This window comes from Paenibacillus liaoningensis (genome assembly GCF_059609455.1).
Map to the genome: position 1 here is coordinate 1 of NZ_JCAALU010000002.1, position 19,439 is coordinate 19,439.

A 19,439-nucleotide genomic window follows, 5' to 3' on the forward strand; every position below is an offset into this window, starting at 1 on the left:
CGTCGTATCCGAAGATGCGACATCAACCGAGCTCGCTGCAAACGCATTTTTCTCCTCTGCATCCGGAAAATACAGCCTTGCCTCATCGCCGATCTCCGGCATGCAGTACCACCCGCTGCCGTCTGGCGACGAATACACGGTCGAATATGGGAACCATGTATCCGCTCCTCCGCCGTCGATTTTCAGCTTCAGCTTTACTTTGTCTTTTTCCACGCCAGCAATGGTCCCGAATAGCGAAATACCCGTAATCTCCTCCAGATAACGGGTGCCGCAGCGAAATCCTTCCCGCTCTCGAAGATCGTAATGGTAGACGAGCAGTCCCTGCTCCGTGCGCGCCTCCACTCGGTATACGAATAAGGAGCGACGCTGAAATTGAACGGCACTGCCCAGTTCAATAGCGGTATGGCTCGTCACCTCATAGATCATCCGGCCCTGCTCGGTAAAGCTCGCTTTGCTATTTTCAGCCAATTGCTTATAGACGCCCATTTCCTTACGGATTGAATAGTTCGTCTCTGTCAGCACGACCTCGCCGCCCGCCTCCGGCACGCCCGCATAAAAACGGATGCCCGGCATCGCGCTAATCGCCAGCAGCGGCATATTAAAATGCGAAGCCAGCCGTTTCGCAAATGCCCAGTCGGTTTCTAGATATTGCATGATTAGGCCGCCTATCGCCTTGCCTTGCGACGCTTCATCCACGACATTCGCTTTCGGATAATCCGACGCCAGCTGGTTCAAAATCTGCTCATACGTTTGCTGCCCGTTTTGGTAGGAGCGCGTTTCCTTTTTGAGATCCATCAGGAACGTGCGACTTTGTGCTTCGATCGTCAGCGTGCGCACGTTTTGCACCACTTGAATGCGGGCGTTCGTAATGATGCCGTGAAAAAGCGTCCGCTTGCCGCTTTCCTCCGTCTGCGTATAGACCTCAATCGGCTCATTGTCCGAGATGCGCTCGATATAGACATCCAGCTTGCTCTCCGGCACAATGCCGCTCAACGTCAGCTGAATATGCTCATTCACTTCTTTTACGATCGTCAAGGCGGTAATTTGCTCATAGGGGCTTTCGGTCATATAGATGTCTGCGAGGGTGTAAATCGGGTGGGCCGTTTGGCTGCTTGCACTCTCGCTTTGTATAGCGGTGGTGGTGGCTGCGGCTGGGTGAATCCTCATACTTTCCGGGCGCTCCGCTCGTCCCCCCGGTCTTTCTGCACGGCCCTTCGCACGCTCCATTAGACCTGACATACCGGTTGCCATGCTTCCCATGCGCGCCATTGCGCCTGCTGGGCGTACTTCTTGGTTCTCCATATGCTTGGCTTCACCTGATGGTCTTGCAGCACGACTCTCCGCACGCTCTGCATGGCCTGACGGCCTTGCCTCACGATGATCCGCACTCCCCATTTGAGCCGATGGTTTAGCTTCGTGTTTTTCCATCCCCTCCGCCTGTTCCTGAGGTCTAGCCGCTCTTCCTTCCACTAGCTCCTTGCGAGCCATCGGCCTTGCCGCAGCATGGCCTGCCATAAAATCCATGCCACCAGCTTCCTGCTTTGCTCCGCGTGCTTCCATACGTCCTACTCGCTCTGCCGGTCTTTCTGTACGTTCACTCATGCTTGCACCTCTTCCTCTGCTTCTTCGTATACCCGGATACTTTGCAGCATTTGGTAAGCAATCTCCCGCCAATCGGCATACAAGCTGTATGGGCATGTGAAAGACCCGATAACCGCCTGGCCGTCCAGCGCGAGGAAGAACATTATCGTATACAGGTAACCGTCGAGCGCCGAGCTTTTGAAATCGAAGAAACCAATGCGTTTCCCATTGATTTCCTCCACCTCTGTCGTGTAGAAAACATTAGACGGATTCGCCCGTTTAACCATTCCCTTCATCCCATTAGTCAGCTCATCTACCCATGGGTCGCTTAAGGACTCATCCACATATTTCAGTGTAAAAGCAATGCTTCCATCCGCATTTGCCTTAATGATCTCAGGACGCTCCTCATACGGATATTTGGCTTTTCGAGATTGCTCATCCATATCCGTAAACTGGCTTGGCAGATGCACCGACAAACGCTCGTTGAAAAAGAAAACAGGCTCAAACACGTAGTTTTCTACCCCGATCCGAATGCTCTCGGCATGAATCGTTTTGGGGTGCTCCAATGTCTCCATCTCTTGCAGCAATTTCAGTATTTTCTCATCAGCATGTTCCAACTTGTCGTCCTCCTTCAAGTCATCTAGCCTATTCTTGGACTAACCTGCTTCTAAGCTTTTATTTTGTTAAAAAAGAGAATTCGTTCCGAAAAAGCATACTCACTCTTTCCCAAAAGGAGCCAACGGTGGCGGCTCTGGCGTATACGCAGGATATGTCGGATACTGCACAAACGGCGGCTGATGCACATCCAGACCAAACTGCTTCGCCAGAAGCAGAACTTTTTTATCCACCACACAGGTTTTTGCCATCTTGTCGTGCAGCCCTTGCTTTTTGCTTGTGAAGGGAATCATAAGAAAACCGATATACAAAATCATTCCAGATACGATTCGTCCAAAAAATCTTCCCGTCGCGCGGCCAAACGTGACACGTTCAAAACGTTCATCGGTCACAATGATGCCAAGGGCCATTTTCCCAAGCGTCCCTTGAGCAGGCGACATTTCCATCAAGGTGAAATAGAGCCAAGTTACGATCAGAATGAAAGGAATCAATAGAAATACCCCAATAAAAAAGCCATCCGTTTCATTGTTATCCGTAAATTCAGAGAACGACAGCCCATTTAAACCACTAAAAAAGAGCATTAAAGCTAGCACACTTATATAGCTAATGATTGTAATAATATAAGCATCAATGTAATACGCGCATAACCTTTTCCAAAAACCTGCATAAACCAAAATATGGCCTCCTGTGTCTGATCTCTCCTGTATTTGAACTTCCTTAATCCACTAGCATCCGCCGCATGCCGCCTGGGCGAAGATCGCCTTTCGCCGCTCCGCCGCGATGCACGCTGCCAAGTATTCGGCGCAAATTGCCATACAGCTGGTCCCGGTCTACTGGAGTCGGGTCATCGAATTTCCCCGTATCGCCCATCCGTTCTCGGCCAGCCGCTGAATGAGCTCCCCCGACCGAGCCGCCTTTCGCTCCCATATGAAAGCCCCGCTGCACGCCTCGGCGCTCCAGCCCCAGCCTTGCGGCTACATAATGCTCAATGACCGGCATCGCCACCGTTCCTTCATTCAGGCACAGCATCGCAAACGAAATGTCATGCGGATCAGAGCAGTTGCGCATCAGCAGCTCTTCTCCGTACAGGCGCATGACGATCGGGTCCATCGTGCTGCGCCCGTAAGCGGCATGCTCCACATGAATGAGCTGCACCGTGTTGTACTCGGTGATCAAATCATGGAACCCCTCATAGCTTTGGCGCAGCCTCGCGCCCGGCTTGAGCTTGTAACGTCCCAGCTCAAGCTCGTTCCCGCGTAGCTGGCCAGCGGGCTCCAGCACGATTTCCGTCTCATAGCTCGTAATATCACTGCGTACACTCGGCTCCGAGGGGAAACGGATTTTAATCAGCGTCTCATTTCCCGATGCCGAATAAGGCAGCTCATAATCCTGCTCCAGGCTGAACAGCCGCCCGTCATGCTTGACGATGCCGCGCTTGATCGTCAGCGTTTCCTCGCCCACCAGCACCTCGGCCCCGCAAATAATGCCATCCGAATAACTGCTGTACTGGATATCGAACATCTGCCGTGGGTAATCCCGCAGATTACTGAGCATCTCCGTCTTTAGAATTCGGCCCTTCTGAAAGCTGGGATAGCGGTCTGCAAACATATCCTCTCACTTCCTTCCTGTCTATTTCACCCTTCTAATCTCCTTGCACTTTCTTTTTATTTTTCTATCTCTATTTCTAGCTCTGTCTCTAGCTCTATCTTTATTTCTAGCTTTGTCTCTATCTCTTCATTGCTATCTATTTCAGCCCGTCAAAGAAATCCAGCTCCGACAGATCATCCTCGAATGTGAACAGCCGCTTCTCGCCCAGCAAGAGCTGCTCCTGCGTCCGTGCGACCGGAACGATGTGGAAGCCCCATTGATTTTCGCCCGTCACGACGAAAAATTTCACTTCCCCGTTCACGATTAAATCCGTTTCCTCCTGCGGAATTTGTTCGCCGTACAAGGCGGCGATTTCTTCATATAACGCGGCATTGTAAACGCTGCGGCTGTTATCATACACGTATTTGCGCTGCAGCTTGTCGTCCCCGCTCTTGAGATAAAAAGCGACCTCCGATACATGCATCGGCCGCGACACCGCGCCCCGCATCCGGCTAAGCTGCTCCATGCTGCTGATGAGCACTTTTTCGCCGCCTTGATGCGTATAGGCCGTCACCGTATACGGCACGACTGGCGCGCTCCGCGTCACCGTCGTCTGAATTTGGCCCAGCTTGCGTGCCGTCAAATACCGAATCGCCCCGCGCAGGCATGCCAGCTTCAGCTCCGGCACCTTGCCCGCCTCATCGGCTTTCAGCCCAAACTCAATGCTGCGCCCCGGCACAAATTCCTTCAGCGCCTCGCGGAACGCCTCGATCCGGCACGATTGCCCAGTCAGCTTAATCATCGCGTACTGCTGCAAACGGCCATCCTCATAAAAATCCTCCAAAAACGCCCGCACAATATTATAAATATCTGCCCTCAGCAGCTTGGACATTTCATTGACCGTGAACACCGCGTCCGGGCTGTCATGTCGATCGGTGAACCTGCCGCCTTCATTCAGCGACAAGCACCAGCCGGCAATCGGCATCACCTCAAGGTCATTGTCCCCGCGATCCATCCGCCCGGAGCGAGCCGTCTGCTCTGCAATTTCGAACTTTCTGCGGAATGTGCTCGTCCGACGGAAGAACGCAACCTTAAGCTCCTCTGCCAGCTCCCATAAAAAATAAAAATTGCGCCGCACCCGCCAATAATCGTCACGCGTCCGGTTCTCATACTGCTTGAAGCGCGTCGGCAGCACCCGCTCCGCTTCCCGATACCTTTGTTCCAGCGGCTCATATACCGCGGCAACGCCATATTCATCCACATGGCGGAACAAGTCCGCGCCGGGTATGCCGATCAGCTCATCGAGATCCGTCAAGACGCGGCCGCGGGCATAATAATCGGCAAAAACGATTTTGATATATTGCATCACCCGGTACGTGAGATTGTTGCCGCCAAAATTCGTGTCGCCATTCTCGTAGGCGGTGCGAATATCGATGTTGTAAGAGATTCGCCCTTCCTCAATGCGGAAGCGGCATGAGGACAGGTCGGTCGTTCCCCCGCCGCAATCGATAACGAGCGCTTCGAACGTCTCGCCTTCCATGTAGCGATCCTGCTCGATTTGGTCAGCTATCGTGTTGTACAGCACCGCCATGCCCTCATCGAGCGCATGCTCTGTTTCGATGACGTAATCATCTTGCAGCACTTCCTGGAACATCGCCATAAACGGTTCTTTCAGCTTCACCGGGCTTGTAAAATGCAAATGCTTGAAGCGGCATTTGAACTGATGCTCTGCCGTTTGAATGACATGCAGCAAATAAGCGCGTATGAGCTCGCTCCGTCTCAGCACGGCGGTATTGCCGCTTGCGTCGCTTACTTCCTCCATTTTGCCGATCCCATTCACCCAGCGCTTCATCCCGAGAAAAACGCTCGTTCTCCCCGCATGCGCATTATGCTTGAGCTGACGCATCGCTTCATATCCATAGGTGTATTTGATATCGCCCATGTCGGCGCAATCTGCCACGCCAATCGCCGTCGGCAGCATTTCGATCCAGCCAGCCGTGGACGCAACGCCCATTCCACTGCCGCCAGAATGGAGGAAGTCCCCGCCAGCCGCATCGCCTTCCGCCGTTTTGGCAAAGGATACATAATTAATCGTTCCCAGCCGCAGCTTGCCGTTCAAAATATCATGGCTGCTCGGCTCGGCAATAAAGCCATAATCGAGAAAAGCGCCAGCCGTCGTATTCGACGTGCCGAAGTCAATCGCGAGCACCGCCTGCGTCTGCTCCACCTCGCGAATGTCCAGCTCGGACACCGGCATGCGCCAGTAATGCAAATTGGCAGGCGGCATCAGCCGATTGCTGTAGTAGGCTTTGTATAAATATTCCGAATCCTGCTTGCGGAACAGCAGCAGGCTGTAATTGCGGTTCGCCGTTCGGCGGTACACCGTATTTTTATCTGCGCACAGCATAAAGACGCCTGGCTCTAATCCATCTTTTACCAGACGCAAAATTCCGCACACTTCCTCCTGCTCATTCACAATAAGCACATTCGATTCGCACACGCTCGGCACATGAGGCGCACGCACCTGATAGCCATCCCGCCGACCCAGCGGCAGGCCGTTGTAGATCGTAATTTTCGCCGGGATGTGGATGCTTGCCGCATCGCGCAGCGGCGTATTTAAATAATGATGCAAAGCATATTCGAGCCGCTCAAAGCCCTGCTCCTCATATTCATCAATAAACAGGCTTTCATCTGCACCGCGATATTTCAGCACAATGCGAACGAGCTCCTCGCGGCTCTGCGCCTCCACAACACCTTTGACGATGCGCTCCTGATGGCAAATGCTGCGCAGCTGATGCGTCGTCATTTGCTCCAGCTCAGCAAGCGAATAGCGTCTTGCTGCTGCACCACGGGCATTTTGCCCCGCTTGCGGGCCGAGACCTTTTGCTCCTGGCGGCGTATAATGCGTTCTCATGCCGGATGGCTGGCGCGATGCTCCCGAAGGTCCCCGCATATCGTCTCTCCCGCCTGCGCCGTTACTCGAATAACGGGCATTACTACTCCCATTTCCGCTCCCATTAGCAGTGTTAGCTGCATCCTCTTTATCCAAGTAGCTGCCGCCGAGCTTTGCCGCCGGACCATTGCCAGCCGCCCTTCCGTTACCGTTAACATTTCCGTTCCCATTTCCGTTCGCACTGCCATTGGCATTGCCATAGCCGCCATCATCCAAGCCGCCATTTCCATAACCGCCTGCTTGCCCACGGCTATTGCCTGCACCGCCTAGATCACGGCCGCCATCTGCCGCTCCACGGCCATAGCCATTTCCGCCTGCCGCCGCTTCATCCATATAGCGATCAGGGTTCCCGCCGCGGCCGCCTTGACCTTGATTTTGCCCGTTTCCACCGTACCCAGCGTTTCCGCCGTATCCACTGTTTCCACCACGATTGCCAGCACCTTGCCCGTTTCCATCCGGATAACCTTGGTTTTGGCTTTGGCTTTGACCATAACCATCGTTGTTTCCCGCGCCTTGACCATACCCGCCTTGATCGCCTTGGGCTGGGCCTTGCCCTTGCACTTTCCCTTGCCCGTAGCCTTTCGGGCCTCCAGCACTTTTGTCCCCGCCAGCCATTGCGGCTCCTTCATCGTAGCTGCCCCGGGACTGCTCCGCTTCGCGGGTCGCCGCCGCTTCGTCGTGGGGCCGTGCTCCTGCGTTATTTTCAGCACCGGGCTTCGTTAATTTATAGGTATAGCTGCGCATAATGACAGCCCTCCTCCTTCGTCTCTAATAGAGCGCAATGCGGTCGATTTGCATCGTCTCTTCCACATCAAGCAGGCCAAAATGATATTCCCAATAAATTTCGGTCACAAACCGTACAGGCAGAAATAGCCGCCGCACCAGCTCAATTCGCGCCTCGACTGCCTCCGTCCGCTTCTGCCCGACGTAAAACACCAGCTCGTCCTTCTCCTCGCAATTCACATATATCGTCGAGCGCTTGAACAGCTTGCGCATCGTATCCTTCAATAGATAAACCGCCTCGCCTGTCTCATAAAGCCGCAGCAGATTGGCCGCAATAACCTCCCGCTCGTCGCGGGTGAACAGCGTCAGCCCATGCTTCACCTCGTCGCCGAACAGGCCGTCCTCAATATCCCGCAAAATAAACCGGATATAATATTCCCTCAGGTTCATCCCCTGCGATAAATCCACATCGGCGAGAAAGTGCATCATAATATCGAACAGCGCCACTCTCAGCTCTGCGCATTCCTCGTAATCCAAATCAAACATGCCGTCAAAAATATCCGTAAAACGGTAATCCGCATTAACCTCAATGTCCCGATCCACAAGCGTCGCATTCAGATCGGGCAAGCTCAGCTCCATATAAGGCGAATACACTTTGGCCGGCGTAAAATAAAGCCCTTTCCGCGCAAGCCCCTTCTGCTCGGTTTTGATGACTAAATCCCATACGTAGTTCAAGCCCATTCTCCTTCACAGCTGTATTCCGGAAAATGCATTTGAATTTCAGATACCATAAAACTCATCACATCATTCAGCACAAAATCAGCTCCAGCCTGCGTCGCCCCGCGCCCCCGAAAGGTCAGCTTCAGCCGCTTCTTGCCCGATTCCGAGCGAATATTATCGCTGATGAAAGGATTCATCCCATACGTCTGCCCGCTGCGGCCGAGCGGCTTGCCATCTACCTCGGCGCTTGCCAGCTCCAGTGCATCCGCGGCCTCGAAGGAATGCACGAGACGCATCAGCTCGCTGACTGCGCGCACCGCCACCGACTGCTGGCGGGCATATTTTCCAATAAAGCCTTCACGCTTGCGGTTGGAGAACAGTGGATAATCAAGCTTGCCAACCTGCGACATAATAGGCTGGGTCAGCTTCCAGACACTCCATACGCCGGATGCCTCCTTCGGGCTGACGACCGTCAAATCCTCGGCGGAACGCTTGATGTAGCGGACATCCTGCTCATCGGCGTCTACCAGGTAGCCGTGACCCGCTCCAGTCTTGTGCAAGGACAGCACATGCTCGTAATTGATGCGGTCCGCAGCCGGAACCGGAAAGCCGCTGTTGCGAATTTCCAGACGCTCAATGTTCCATAGCGGCACAATATCCGGTTTTTTAAAGCGCTCATACTGCTCCAGATCGACGCTAATTTCTACAATCTCCTCGTCTTCCTCCGGAATGCGGTCGCTTCCGGTCAGCACGAGATCAATAAACTTATAGGCGTAAGGATGATTTAGTGTCTTCCACGCTATGCCATTTTTTTGAAAAACATCATACAGCCGCTCGATCTCGCCCGTATACGTCTGGCTCCGCTCCACGCGGGCGCTTATTGCATAGCTCCCCCGATTCGTTTCCATCTTCCCTTGAAAAATACGGCGCCGTGCCAGCAGCTCATTCAGCTCGGGATAGCTGCATTCCATAAACACCGTCAGCAGCTTGCACTCCTGCTTGCGGCTCAGGCCTGCAATAATGTCATGCAGCGGAATTTCCGGCTGTTTGGCGTCTCCTGGCAGCATCGGATACAAAAAATCATGGATCGGATCGATATCCTCCCGCGCGCAGACGGTGACGAAAATATCATTTTTGTCGTCACCCGCTCCCAGCTCTCCGAAGATGCGCTGCTCCAGCTCGCGGTTCATCTTCTCCTGATAATCGACGACCCCGTTGAACATGCTGGTCATGAGCTGCTTTAATATTTTTCGCTGCTCCAAATCCTCCATCCGGCTAAGCCGATCCTGTATGATATCCTTCATTCCGTTCTCCCTCCCTGCTGGCTGCTGTGCTTTGCTTTGGCTTAGCTATTGCAGCTAGCCCGTTGTATTCGCCTGCTCCGTTGCTTCCAGATCTGACGACACCGAAGTAGGCGTTGGCGTTGCCGCCGGGGTAGTTGCCACCGTACCGCCGCTCGTTCCCGCTCCGCTTCCGGCTGACGAACCCGCATCGGCAGTGCTATTCGCGGTGCCGCCTGCACCGCTAGCATCTGCGCCGCTGCCGCTTGCTCCGCTATTGTTGCCCGCGCTGCTGCTCGCATTGCCGCTGCCCGAGCTGCTTCCGCCAGCGTCACTATTCGCTTCGCTGCCGCTTCCCGTTCCGGCACTGCCCGCTCCGCTGCCGCTTCCCGTGCCGGCATCGCCGCCCGCTGCCGGGCTTGGCACCGGGTTCAGCTTATCCTCCGCCTTGCCGATGCTGCGCTCCAGCTTGAGCACCGGCTCCAGCACCGCGATTTCCTGATAAATCGCCTGTGCCTGCGTATAAGCGTCAATCGCCGCCTCATAATTGCCAGCGGCAAAGCTGCGGTCGCCGCGCTTCTCCAAATTCTCGGCCTTCAGCAGCTTCTGCTCCTTCACAAGCTCGGCAATTTTCGCCTCGGCTTCATCCAGCTTCGTCTTGATTTCCTTCTCGCCTTCCACAAACCCCACATTAAGCGCAGCCTTGCGCGCCTGCTTGTAGAGCAGCACCGCTGCCGAATAATCCTGCCCCTCGGCCTTCAAATCCGCCTCCTGCACAATCGCGGCGATGCGGACATATTCATCGATCTGGCTTATTTTCTGATCCAGCTCCTGCTGGTCATAGAGCCCGTCGTTTTTCGTCTCTTCCTTCGCCTTCTTGTATTGCGTCAGCGCCTTCTCGTAATCGCCCTCCTTCAGAAACCCGTCTCCGGCGACGATTAGATCGACCTTCTTGTATTTCACGCCATACAAGGCGATATGTACTTTATCCTTAAGCTTCTTCGCTTCGGCACGGGCTTCGCTGTACGATTTCAGCGCCTGCGCATAATTGCGCTCCTCGACGTAGGTGTCGCCCGTCTGCTCATATTCCAGCATATTGGCAAGGCTTTCCGCCATCCGCGCCGCAGTCCGGCTTTTATAATAAATAGCGAAGCCGGCCGCAATGATGACCGGAATCATCACCAGCGCAATCCGCTTCACCCATTTGCTCCATTTTTTCTTGTCTTCCTTGTACACTTTATCTACGTAGACAGCGGCCGCCGTATAATTGCCAATGACTGGCTGCTGCTTGCTGAGCAGCACTTCCTCAAGCGTATCGACGAGCGCGGTCGGGTCCTCGGTATCCTCCAGCGAATCCAGCATTTCAGGAACGTCCACGCTTTCCCACATGCCGGGCGTAACGAGCAGCAGCACATCGCCGTCATTTAGCGCCGTCTTTTTCGAAATAAACGGCTCTAAGCCCTCCGGCTTGCCGACGTATTGCAGCAAATTGTGGCGCTCCTCGTGACGATCCACCTTATAGGCGGAAATGCTTTCGCGATCGGCCATCGCCTGTGCTAAAGACAAATCCTTGCTTTGCCCAAGCAGCCGTCCCCCGCGAAAATGATAAAGCCGCGCATTGCCCGCTACCGCCCATACGATGCGGGTATAATCCGTAACGACCATAATTAAGCTCACCTTCAGCCGTACGCGCCGGCTTTCGAGGCGAAGCCAATCCTGCGCTTCCTGCAAATAAGACTCCAGCTTGCGCTTTGACATTGTCGGCCTATGCGTGAAATTTTCAAGCAGGCATTGCACTGCCATTTCGGCGCTGCGGACCTCGACATCGTTATCGCAGCCATCCGCGACAATCCAGCATGCTCTGTCATCCAGCTCAACGTAAGCAAAATAATCCCGATTTTCCATAAACGTCCCTGCCTCCGACAGGAAATCCGTTTTGAAGCTGCTGTTTTCCTTTCTCATCTGTACCTCCGCATCCTTGTCGCTTGCCGCCGATCACCAGACCTCCAGCACAATGACGGTGGCATTATCCTGATTGACCAAACGTTTTTTCTCGATCGCTTCAATCATGTATTCGGCTGCTTCATGGGGGCTCTGGCTTTTTTTCAGCGCCTCCTCCATTTCCACCTCCGACAAGGTATTGTATAGACCGTCGCTGCACAGCAGCACTTTATCGCCCTGCCGCAGCTCGAAAGGCTTCTCGCCGATTTCCATCTCCTGATAGCCCTCATAGCCTAAATAGTTAATGAGCTGCTTGCGCTGAGGATTCGCCAGTGCTTCCTCCTTGGAAATCTCGCCGGACAAATAACGTTCCTCCAGCAGCGTTGCATACGTATGCTTCTGGTTAACCGGGATGAAATCGCCATTTCGGTAGATGAGCAAAATGCTGTCGCCCACCGCGCCCCAATACAGCTTCAGGCCGCGCATAACCGCAACGACAAGCGTCGTCCCGCCGCTTGCACCGCCCAGCTGCCGCAAAATCTCACTATTGGCAAGCTTAGCTGCCTTAGAAATAAAAGGGACGATCTCCTTCTCAGCGGAGACATTCATAAATTGCCGCATAAAAGTTGTGACCGCCACCGTACTTGCCATCCGGCCGTTGGAAAGGCCGCTTATCCCATCGGCCAGCACCGCTACAACCCCTTGCGGCGTCTCGGCACTGGCAAAATAATCATCCTGTTCATTTCTTGCGCCAATCGTCTGGCCGTTGCCAATTGGCAGCTCCTGTACGGAATGCGCGGGCTCCGCTTCCGCCGGGCTGTTTACAAGCAGGCGCCGCCGAATGAGCAGCAGCGCTGCTATAACAGCCAGAAAAGCCAGCAATATAATGACCGGAGGAATATCCATCAGCCTCATCATAATCATCGGCTTAACCTGAACTGTCTTCCCATTCAAAATGGGCGCCGCACAGCGGAATGAAAATAAATTTGCTATGGCCAAGCTGGATGACATCGTAGGAGGTCAGCTCGACAGGGGAATAAACCGCTTCATTGTTGTGGTAGGCAAGACCGGAAGCATCGCCCGGAAGCAAATAAAAATTGCGTTTTTTCGGGTCGTAGACGATAACGGCATGATTGCGGCGGGAGACGGTGTTATCCCCAATAATGCGAATATGCATCTCTTCCGAGCGACCGATAAAATTTTTCTCCGCCATAATGCGGTAATCTTGGCCAAGCTGCGGACCTTCAATGCAGACAAGCCAGCCCGTTACCGGATGAATTCCCTTCGTTTCGCCCAAATAAGGCATCGTCTTATCATCCGTCTCTGGCAGCTGGGCCGCCTTGCGATCGCCGCCCTTGGCTGCCGCAGGCTCGACGCTAATACTGCAATAAGGGCATAAATTGCCATGCTTTCTGGTGCTGAACATGTGGCCGTTCGGGCATCTTGTCAAACTCATCTAAGCTCTTCCCCCGTCTATTTAATCGTAAACACACGCCGCTGCCGCTGCTTCCACAGCTGCTTGCACGCGCGTCTCGCGGTATGTTCTTCGTTATGTACAGCTGCCTTTCGTTATTTAACGAGCAGCCTCGTATTCGCAATGACAATCAGATCGCCGCTATCTATGCGGTATGATTGTTCATTGTCAATTCTCGTAATGACGCTATTGTTGTACTTGCGCAATCCCACGCCGTTTGTCGAATCCAAATCCTCCAAATACCAAATGCCTTTAGAGTGGTTCAGCACCGCATGCTGCAGGCTGATAATCGACGCATATTCGGCATCAGAGAGGTCTACATCCACATCGCTGCGGCTTGAGCTTTTGCCGATTAATAGCGAGGTTTCTCCATCTATGTACCATTCCTTCAAACGCTCGCCCTCCTCGTCTATCATGACGAGCCGGGTAATCACTGCTGCCTTGCTTGCACTTTTCCATTGCGGCCTCCATTTGAAAGCCAGCCATACAACGATTAAAATTCCTGCGATTACGCCGGTTGCCCCTTGCAGCATTTTGTCTTCATTGATGAAGAAGGCATAATATAAAGCTTCAATAGCCAGAATGGCGATAATGATATCCAGGGCTATAATGCCTGCCGATCTGCCGCTCGGGTTACGACCTGAAACAGCCGTCGCCTTCACCGTCATTCCTCCGTTCTCCCGCTTCCTTGAACACTTGGCACCGCTTTATTTTTTGCCGAAAAAGCGATTGAATAAATCCGTCGTATCCAGCGGATTGCTTGGTTTGCCGCCAGGCTTCTCCGTCATGCCTTCCTTGCCCTGCGGCTTAAAGCCGAAAAACTGCTCGAATTGCTTCGACAGCGGTGTTCCATCGCCGCCCCCGCCTGCCATGCCAGCCATGCCAGCCATGCCCGCTGCTCCGCCAGCCGATTTCTTGCCCGCATTTGCGCCCATGCCCGCAGCGCTGCCTTTCGCCCCGCTTGCATGCCCTCTGCCGGAAAGCGACTCATCGTAGCTGCTCCGTTTATCCGGATCACCCAGTGTTTCGTAGGCTTTCTGAATTTCTTTGAATTTGCGCTCCGCATCTAAGCTGCCGCCATTCGTATCAGGATGATAGCGCTTGGCGAGCTTGCGATAAGCCTCCTTGATCGCTGCTGCGTCTGCCTCTTTCGGGACGCCTAAAACGTCATAATAGTTGTTCATTCGGCTCCCTCATCACTTTTCAAAATATGGGAAATACCCCTTTAATCAAATTCAAGAGGCATATATGCCTCTTGAATTTGCTAGCCTGCTCTATAGGAAACGGGTCCCGCGAGCGGGCACTGCCGAATTCAGGCCTTATAGCGGGTAACCGCCGTCGATAGCTGTAAATTCGGTTTTGTCTTTCTTTTGCTTGATGTACAGTTCGAAAGTGCCGACGCCTTCTGTGTCGCCAAATCTTTCTGTGTAGTCAACAACGAATGCGTTCGGGAAGTGGATTTTGCGAACCACTTGGTCAGCAGAAATAACTTCCAGCGTTACTTTGCGGTAGCTGTCTGCTTTTTCAGCAGGAACGAGCGACCAGTTAGCAAGTTTGAGCGTGTCGTCAAAAGCGTCGCCGTCTGTTGCTGTAATGATTTTGCCGCTGATGCGAAGCGTTGCGCCTACATCAGTGGAGCGTGCATTGGAATCATCCGGTGTATCTGTGTCATACTTTACGGTTTGGATGTTGTCCAAGCCCAGCTCGATTTTTTCTGCGCCTTCAATCGTCAACTTAAATCCCATATTAAAATTCCTCCTTGAAATGGTGTACCCGCAGGTGCTAGCGCCTGACGAGTTCTATATATGTTGAAAGGGGAGCGCCCGAAGGCGTTCTCCTTTAACACCCGATTGGGGACTTGCTTTAGTGGAAGCGTTACGCCTTAACCGGCGTCGTTCCTTTTGTAATCATCACTTCAAGGTTCTTCACATTGCCGTTGAACACGAGATCAATGTGGCAAAGATTGCTCTTCTCATCAATGATGAAGCTCATATCATCGCCATCGTGAATAATCGAGTTCGTATAGCCGCGCGAACCAAGCCATTTGCTTTTTTGGCTGCTTGGATTGTTGCTGAAGAACTTCACGATATTTTCATGCTTGAAGTCGCCCGTCTGGAAGCGGAGAATACGCTCAACATAAGTACTGACAAGCGTCTTATAGATGGAGTCGAATCCGTCCTCCGAGGTGGCAAGGCTTCTCGCTTTGTATACCGTAATGCGTCTGATGTCCTTCGCTTGCAGCTGCGCGTTCTCCGAGGAGAAAATAAAGCCGAAGTTTTTGCGATTAATCGCATCCTTGATATTGTTGGTGAAGCCGGAAATTTCCTTCGCCATCGTCGTCGGAACGCGAAGCGCATTGTCGCCTGCTTCAATGTCGAAGCGGACGCCTGGATATTCGCGGCTGACCGTTTTGTATTGGTCGCGCAAATATTCCGGACACTGATAAGCGGAAACAAGGCCGGCGGCAACATAAGCTGCGCCTACATAAACGCCTTCAATCCACAGGCGCAAAATGTCTTCCTTCTCCTGCGACAGTTGGACGCCATATTCGGTTTGCAGCATGCGGCTGTCAATGACAACGCCTGACTTGTCTTTCGGAATAATGGTGAAGTTCGGTACGGTAGGAATAGCGAATTCGCTGTAGGATTTGCGGGTCAGCACGCTGCATTTGTCCAAATACTTGTCGATGCCCGCAGTGGCAATGTTGCTGAAGGTCGTCTCTTCGCCCGTCTCGAAGCTGAAGAAAACTTGAATTTTGTATTCGCCCAGCACTTGCAGCAAAGAAGAAAGCGACTCCATGCTGTTGCCATCCTGCTTCACTACCTGCTCGTTGCCTTTGAAGCGTTCACGCGATACTTTTACTTTTCCGGCTGTTTCCAGCTCGACGGAAGGCACGATGCCGAACCAAATCGTATCGGAAAAATCATTTTTCGCATTCACGGTGTTCAGGTACGTTTCCAGCCTTGTAATGCTGCTGCTTTTCACCGTCATGTCGAGCTTATTGTTCGTAATAAGCAGGGACGGCGCCATACCTTTGTTTTTGCTTGTGTATTGGTCGAAAAACATTTTCACGCCCAAAATTTTCTCCACAAGCGGCTTAACCGTTTTGACGAAATCATCCTTCGCCGTTTTGTAAAATTCCAGGTACGTGTTGTAGTTTCTCACTTCTGTCGCTGTATCCACATCTGCTTGAACAGCTGGCAGCGGCGAGAACGTACGCACAACCAAATCCTTTACATAGGCCGACGGCGAATCCGTCACCGAACCGTAATCATCCGCGAACACTTCGGAGAGTGCGCTGCCGCTGCTCTCATCAAGCAGCATCAGCTCCTGGCTGTCGCTTTTCGGTGCTTCAATGATCTTCAGCTCGCCGCTTTCGCCGATCGTAAGCAAGCCGATTTGCACCGCTTCGCTTGCATTTTCTTCCTGCGAGCCGCCAAGGAGCAGCCGCGTCTTAATATCCTCGATTGCAAGTGGAAGCATCGCCATAACATTGTTATAGTTCTTGCTTGCTTCCTCGAAGAGCACATTGAGCTTGTCGCCCATATCCAGCTGCTTCGGATCGCCATCGTCGAGCTTCTCGTACTGGCTGTACAAGTAATGGATTTCCTTACGCACTTGGCGAATATCGTCCATTACCTTCTTCGGGGAAATCATGTCGAGCAAATGCTCGAATTTGAAATCTACGTTGGAGATGCCTTGGCTGCGCTTCGCATCAATGAGCGTAAACAGCATTTTCAGAAAATCGTTGTGCTGGTCGATCTTGATTTCTGAAATTTGATCCTCGGCAAGCCCCTCCGGCTTCTTCAAGGAATAAACGACCTTCTGGTTCGCTGCGTTGAAAAAGGAATAGACGCTAGGCGAGAACTTGTCCAGAAACTCATCGAAGCTGCGAACGAGCAGGTTCGTATTCAGTTCCTTTACCTTGTCGTCGCTTAGGCTATCAATGCCTTTCACGTCGCCTACCAGCGTTATCAAGTCCAGTTTTTCGGGATTAATTTCCTCAAAAAGAATAGTTCGGTTCGTCTGATTAATAATGTCCATTAGGCATGGCGCTTAAGTTTAGGCTGAAACAAGCAAATGCTTGTATTTCTAGCAAAATCGGTGAAGATTCTACCTTTTTCAGCAAAAATAGCGCCCCTCCTTCCTGCAATAGGCTCGATCTTCATACAAATTATTACAAAGTTAGACTTTACACCAATAATACTAAACACTCCAATCCTTGTTTGTCAATAAATACAATTTAGGACTTTTATACTTATTTACAATAATAAATAGAACTAAAGTCTCTATTTTTCGAAATCTATTACTAATTTTTAGATGGATTCCGATAACATTCTTAGGGTAATGCCCAAACAATGTAAATCACTTCGTTTTTCCCATAAGCCGCCCGCCCTATAAGCGCCTCCGCGCCGCCCTGTTCTTCCATATTCGATCAATTATTCAACCCATAAATAACTAGAAAGAAAGGGATTATACATACAATTATGATAAAAAAACCATTTATACGTTCTTTGTTATTTTTATGCATAGGCAGCTTATTGCTAAGTCTCTCTGTTTCCCTCCCACCTTCCGCCGCCGCGGAAGCTGCTCCACCTGCCAACCAATTTGATGCGATGTTTGTTCTTGATACAAGCTACTCCATGACGGAAACCGACCCAGGCAATACGTCTGCGGAAGTTATCCATATGCTGATGGATATGAGCGAGGCCGAGCGTACGCGCATCGGATACGTCGCCTACAACCATTCGATTGTGGACAGCCAGCCGCTAACGGATATGTCGGTCAAGGAGAAGCGCACCCGTTTGAAAAGCTCGATCGAGTCGCTGAAGCGCAAAGGCTATACCGATATCGGACTTGGCCTGCTCAAGGGGACGAATATGCTCGCCGAGCAGCGCAAGGAAGACAGCCAAGCCTATGTTGTGCTTTTGTCAGACGGGGCTACAGATCTCGGCATCTACTCCAGCAATCGCACGGTGCAGGATTCAGGGGAGGATGTAACCGCAGCAATCAATCTTGCGAAAAAAAATGGCTTCCCGATTTATACGATTGGGCTTAATCATGACGGCACGGTCAATAAAGCGGAGCTTGCCCGCATTGCAAAAGAAACCGGCGGCAAATCGTTTATGACGAGCAGCGCCGAGGATTTGCCGGAAATTTTCAATCAAATTTATGCTGATCAGGTGCAGTCGATTTTGCTCCCCGTTGCCGCTCTAACAGCGAAAGGCAGCTTGCAGGAAGTTCCGGTCACGATAGCGAACGGGAGCATGAGCGAGGCCAACATTATTCTCATTTCGGAGAAACCGATCAATGAGACGCAGCTCTTTTATCAATCGAGCAACATTCGGATGTACAATTCGAGCAAATATACGATTTTGAAAATTACGTCGCCGCTCAAAGGCACCTTTAACTTGAAATTCCGCGGCGTCTCAGGCGACTTGGTTAAAATTTATGTTTTGGCCAACTATGAGCTGAATGGTGAGGCAAAGCTGTCTTCTGATAAAGATATTGTGAAGGGCCTGCCTACACCGTTCGAAACACAGCTGTTCCATCCAGACGGCTCGCCGCTGGCAGATGCCGATTTTTATGCAACGGTCAAAGCGGTGCTTACGATTACTAACAAAGATACGAAAAAATCAGAGGAAATTCCGATGACTTTGACAGAGGATAAGCTGGAGGCTGGCTATAGCTTTCCGATCTCGGGCAATTACAGCTGGCGCGTGCGAATGGAAGGACCGGATTTTTACCGCGTTATGCCGGGCGGTCCGTTAACCGTTACTAATTTGCCTCCTGTGGAAGCAGGCGATGGCCGCATCAAGCTCAGCAAGGAAGATGGCGGCTCTGACATTGCGATAAACACATTGTTCACGGATCCGAACAATGATCCCTTAACCTTCAAGCTTGCGTCTACTGCTGCTTCTAACCGTTATGATGCTGCTATTACAGCCGATGGCATTTTGCAGCTGGAGCCGCTCAAAACCGGAACGTCCGACTTGGTTATTGAAGCGGCAGATACGGAAGGCGGAACGCTGACGCGGACGATTAAAGTAGAAGTAACGTCCGTCTGGACGCTGTACCTTCAAATTGCAGTTAGTGTGCTGATACTCGCGATTATTGGAACGGTGCTTTATTTCGTCTTGCGTCCGAAGCCGCCTTTTGCCGGCAGACTGGAAGGCTTCTTCCTGAACACCGCGAGCGGCAATGAAATTCCGGTGACGTATTGGCCGCTGACTTCATTCCCGCAGCATTCCATTACGCTACAGCAGCTGTTCCATTCGCTTGATATTAATGAGCCGCTGCCTGAAGCAGCAGCAATTACCTTTTATGCAGGGAAAAAAGGAACGTTGTTCGTGAAGCATACGTCACGCTGCACGCTCGTACGCGGCAAAACCGCGCTGCGCAAAGACCGCAAAGAGCCGCTGCAATATGGCGACAAGCTGTATATTACGTTCGAGGACGGCATTACGGAGATTGAGCTGCGCTACAAGCCGATTAAGGCGAATACGAATATTTTTACAAGGCCGGATTGAGCTAGAGAATGAGGCTTTACCAATTGATTTTTATA

General features: G+C 52.1%; 15 protein-coding genes. 1 reads left to right on the plus strand and 14 read right to left on the minus strand.

Annotated elements, in window-relative coordinates:
• The 14 genes from AC6B99_RS02585 to AC6B99_RS02650 form a co-directional block, all read right to left on the minus strand.
• On the minus strand, nt 1-1,602 hold a 1,602-nt coding region (locus AC6B99_RS02585; protein WP_496662699.1), incomplete at its 3' end, for a contractile injection system protein, VgrG/Pvc8 family.
• Nucleotides 1,599-2,198, minus strand: coding sequence for a hypothetical protein (locus tag AC6B99_RS02590; protein WP_496662700.1), 600 nt, complete (start codon nt 2,196-2,198; stop codon nt 1,599-1,601). The genes AC6B99_RS02590 and AC6B99_RS02585, both read right to left, overlap by 4 nt.
• A 99-nt stretch (nt 2,199-2,297) precedes the next feature.
• On the minus strand, nt 2,298-2,870 hold the full coding sequence (locus tag AC6B99_RS02595; protein ID WP_496662701.1) for an RDD family protein: 573 nt from the start codon (nt 2,868-2,870) through the stop codon (nt 2,298-2,300).
• Nucleotides 2,871-2,913: 43 nt separating this feature from the next.
• On the minus strand, nt 2,914-3,804 hold the full coding sequence (locus AC6B99_RS02600; RefSeq protein WP_496662702.1) for a DNA and RNA helicase: 891 nt from the start codon (nt 3,802-3,804) through the stop codon (nt 2,914-2,916).
• Nucleotides 3,805-3,940: 136 nt separating this feature from the next.
• Entirely contained in the window at nt 3,941-6,697 is a 2,757-nt protein-coding gene (locus AC6B99_RS02605) for a molecular chaperone (RefSeq protein ID WP_496662849.1), read from the minus strand.
• An 807-nt stretch (nt 6,698-7,504) separates the two neighbouring features.
• On the minus strand, nt 7,505-8,200 hold the full coding sequence (locus AC6B99_RS02610) for a hypothetical protein (RefSeq protein ID WP_056039312.1): 696 nt from the start codon (nt 8,198-8,200) through the stop codon (nt 7,505-7,507).
• Nucleotides 8,191-9,483: a normocyte-binding protein gene (locus AC6B99_RS02615; protein WP_494859678.1), complete on the minus strand. Its 1,293-nt coding sequence runs from the start codon at nt 9,481-9,483 to the stop codon at nt 8,191-8,193. The genes AC6B99_RS02610 and AC6B99_RS02615 overlap by 10 nt, the downstream gene beginning before the upstream one ends.
• 54 nt (nt 9,484-9,537) lie before the next feature.
• On the minus strand, nt 9,538-11,421 hold the full coding sequence (locus tag AC6B99_RS02620; RefSeq protein WP_496662703.1) for a PP2C family protein-serine/threonine phosphatase: 1,884 nt from the start codon (nt 11,419-11,421) through the stop codon (nt 9,538-9,540).
• Between the two features lie 33 nt (nt 11,422-11,454).
• Nucleotides 11,455-12,315 carry a protein phosphatase 2C domain-containing protein gene (locus tag AC6B99_RS02625; protein ID WP_494880001.1) on the minus strand — a complete coding sequence of 287 codons (861 nt, stop codon included), beginning with the start codon at nt 12,313-12,315 and terminating at the stop codon, nt 11,455-11,457.
• 13 nt (nt 12,316-12,328) lie between these two features.
• Nucleotides 12,329-12,856 carry an FHA domain-containing protein gene (locus tag AC6B99_RS02630; protein WP_494859674.1) on the minus strand — a complete coding sequence of 176 codons (528 nt, stop codon included), beginning with the start codon at nt 12,854-12,856 and terminating at the stop codon, nt 12,329-12,331.
• A gap of 113 nt (nt 12,857-12,969) precedes the next feature.
• On the minus strand, nt 12,970-13,542 hold the full coding sequence (locus tag AC6B99_RS02635; RefSeq protein ID WP_099516651.1) for an FHA domain-containing protein: 573 nt from the start codon (nt 13,540-13,542) through the stop codon (nt 12,970-12,972).
• Between the two features lie 39 nt (nt 13,543-13,581).
• Entirely contained in the window at nt 13,582-14,058 is a 477-nt protein-coding gene (locus AC6B99_RS02640) for a DnaJ domain-containing protein (protein WP_494859672.1), read from the minus strand.
• 135 nt (nt 14,059-14,193) lie between these two features.
• On the minus strand, nt 14,194-14,619 hold the full coding sequence (locus AC6B99_RS02645) for a hypothetical protein (protein ID WP_056039302.1): 426 nt from the start codon (nt 14,617-14,619) through the stop codon (nt 14,194-14,196).
• Between the two features lie 130 nt (nt 14,620-14,749).
• A complete protein-coding gene (locus tag AC6B99_RS02650; protein ID WP_099516653.1) occupies nt 14,750-16,918 on the minus strand; it encodes a transcriptional regulator in 2,169 nt (722 codons plus the stop codon).
• 443 nt (nt 16,919-17,361) lie between these two features.
• On the opposite strand from AC6B99_RS02650, the gene AC6B99_RS02655 reads away from it, so the two are divergent.
• Nucleotides 17,362-19,404 (plus strand): vWA domain-containing protein, encoded by a 2,043-nt coding sequence (locus AC6B99_RS02655; RefSeq protein WP_496662704.1) that lies wholly within the window; start codon nt 17,362-17,364, stop codon nt 19,402-19,404.
• The last annotated feature ends 35 nt before the right edge of the window (nt 19,405-19,439 follow it).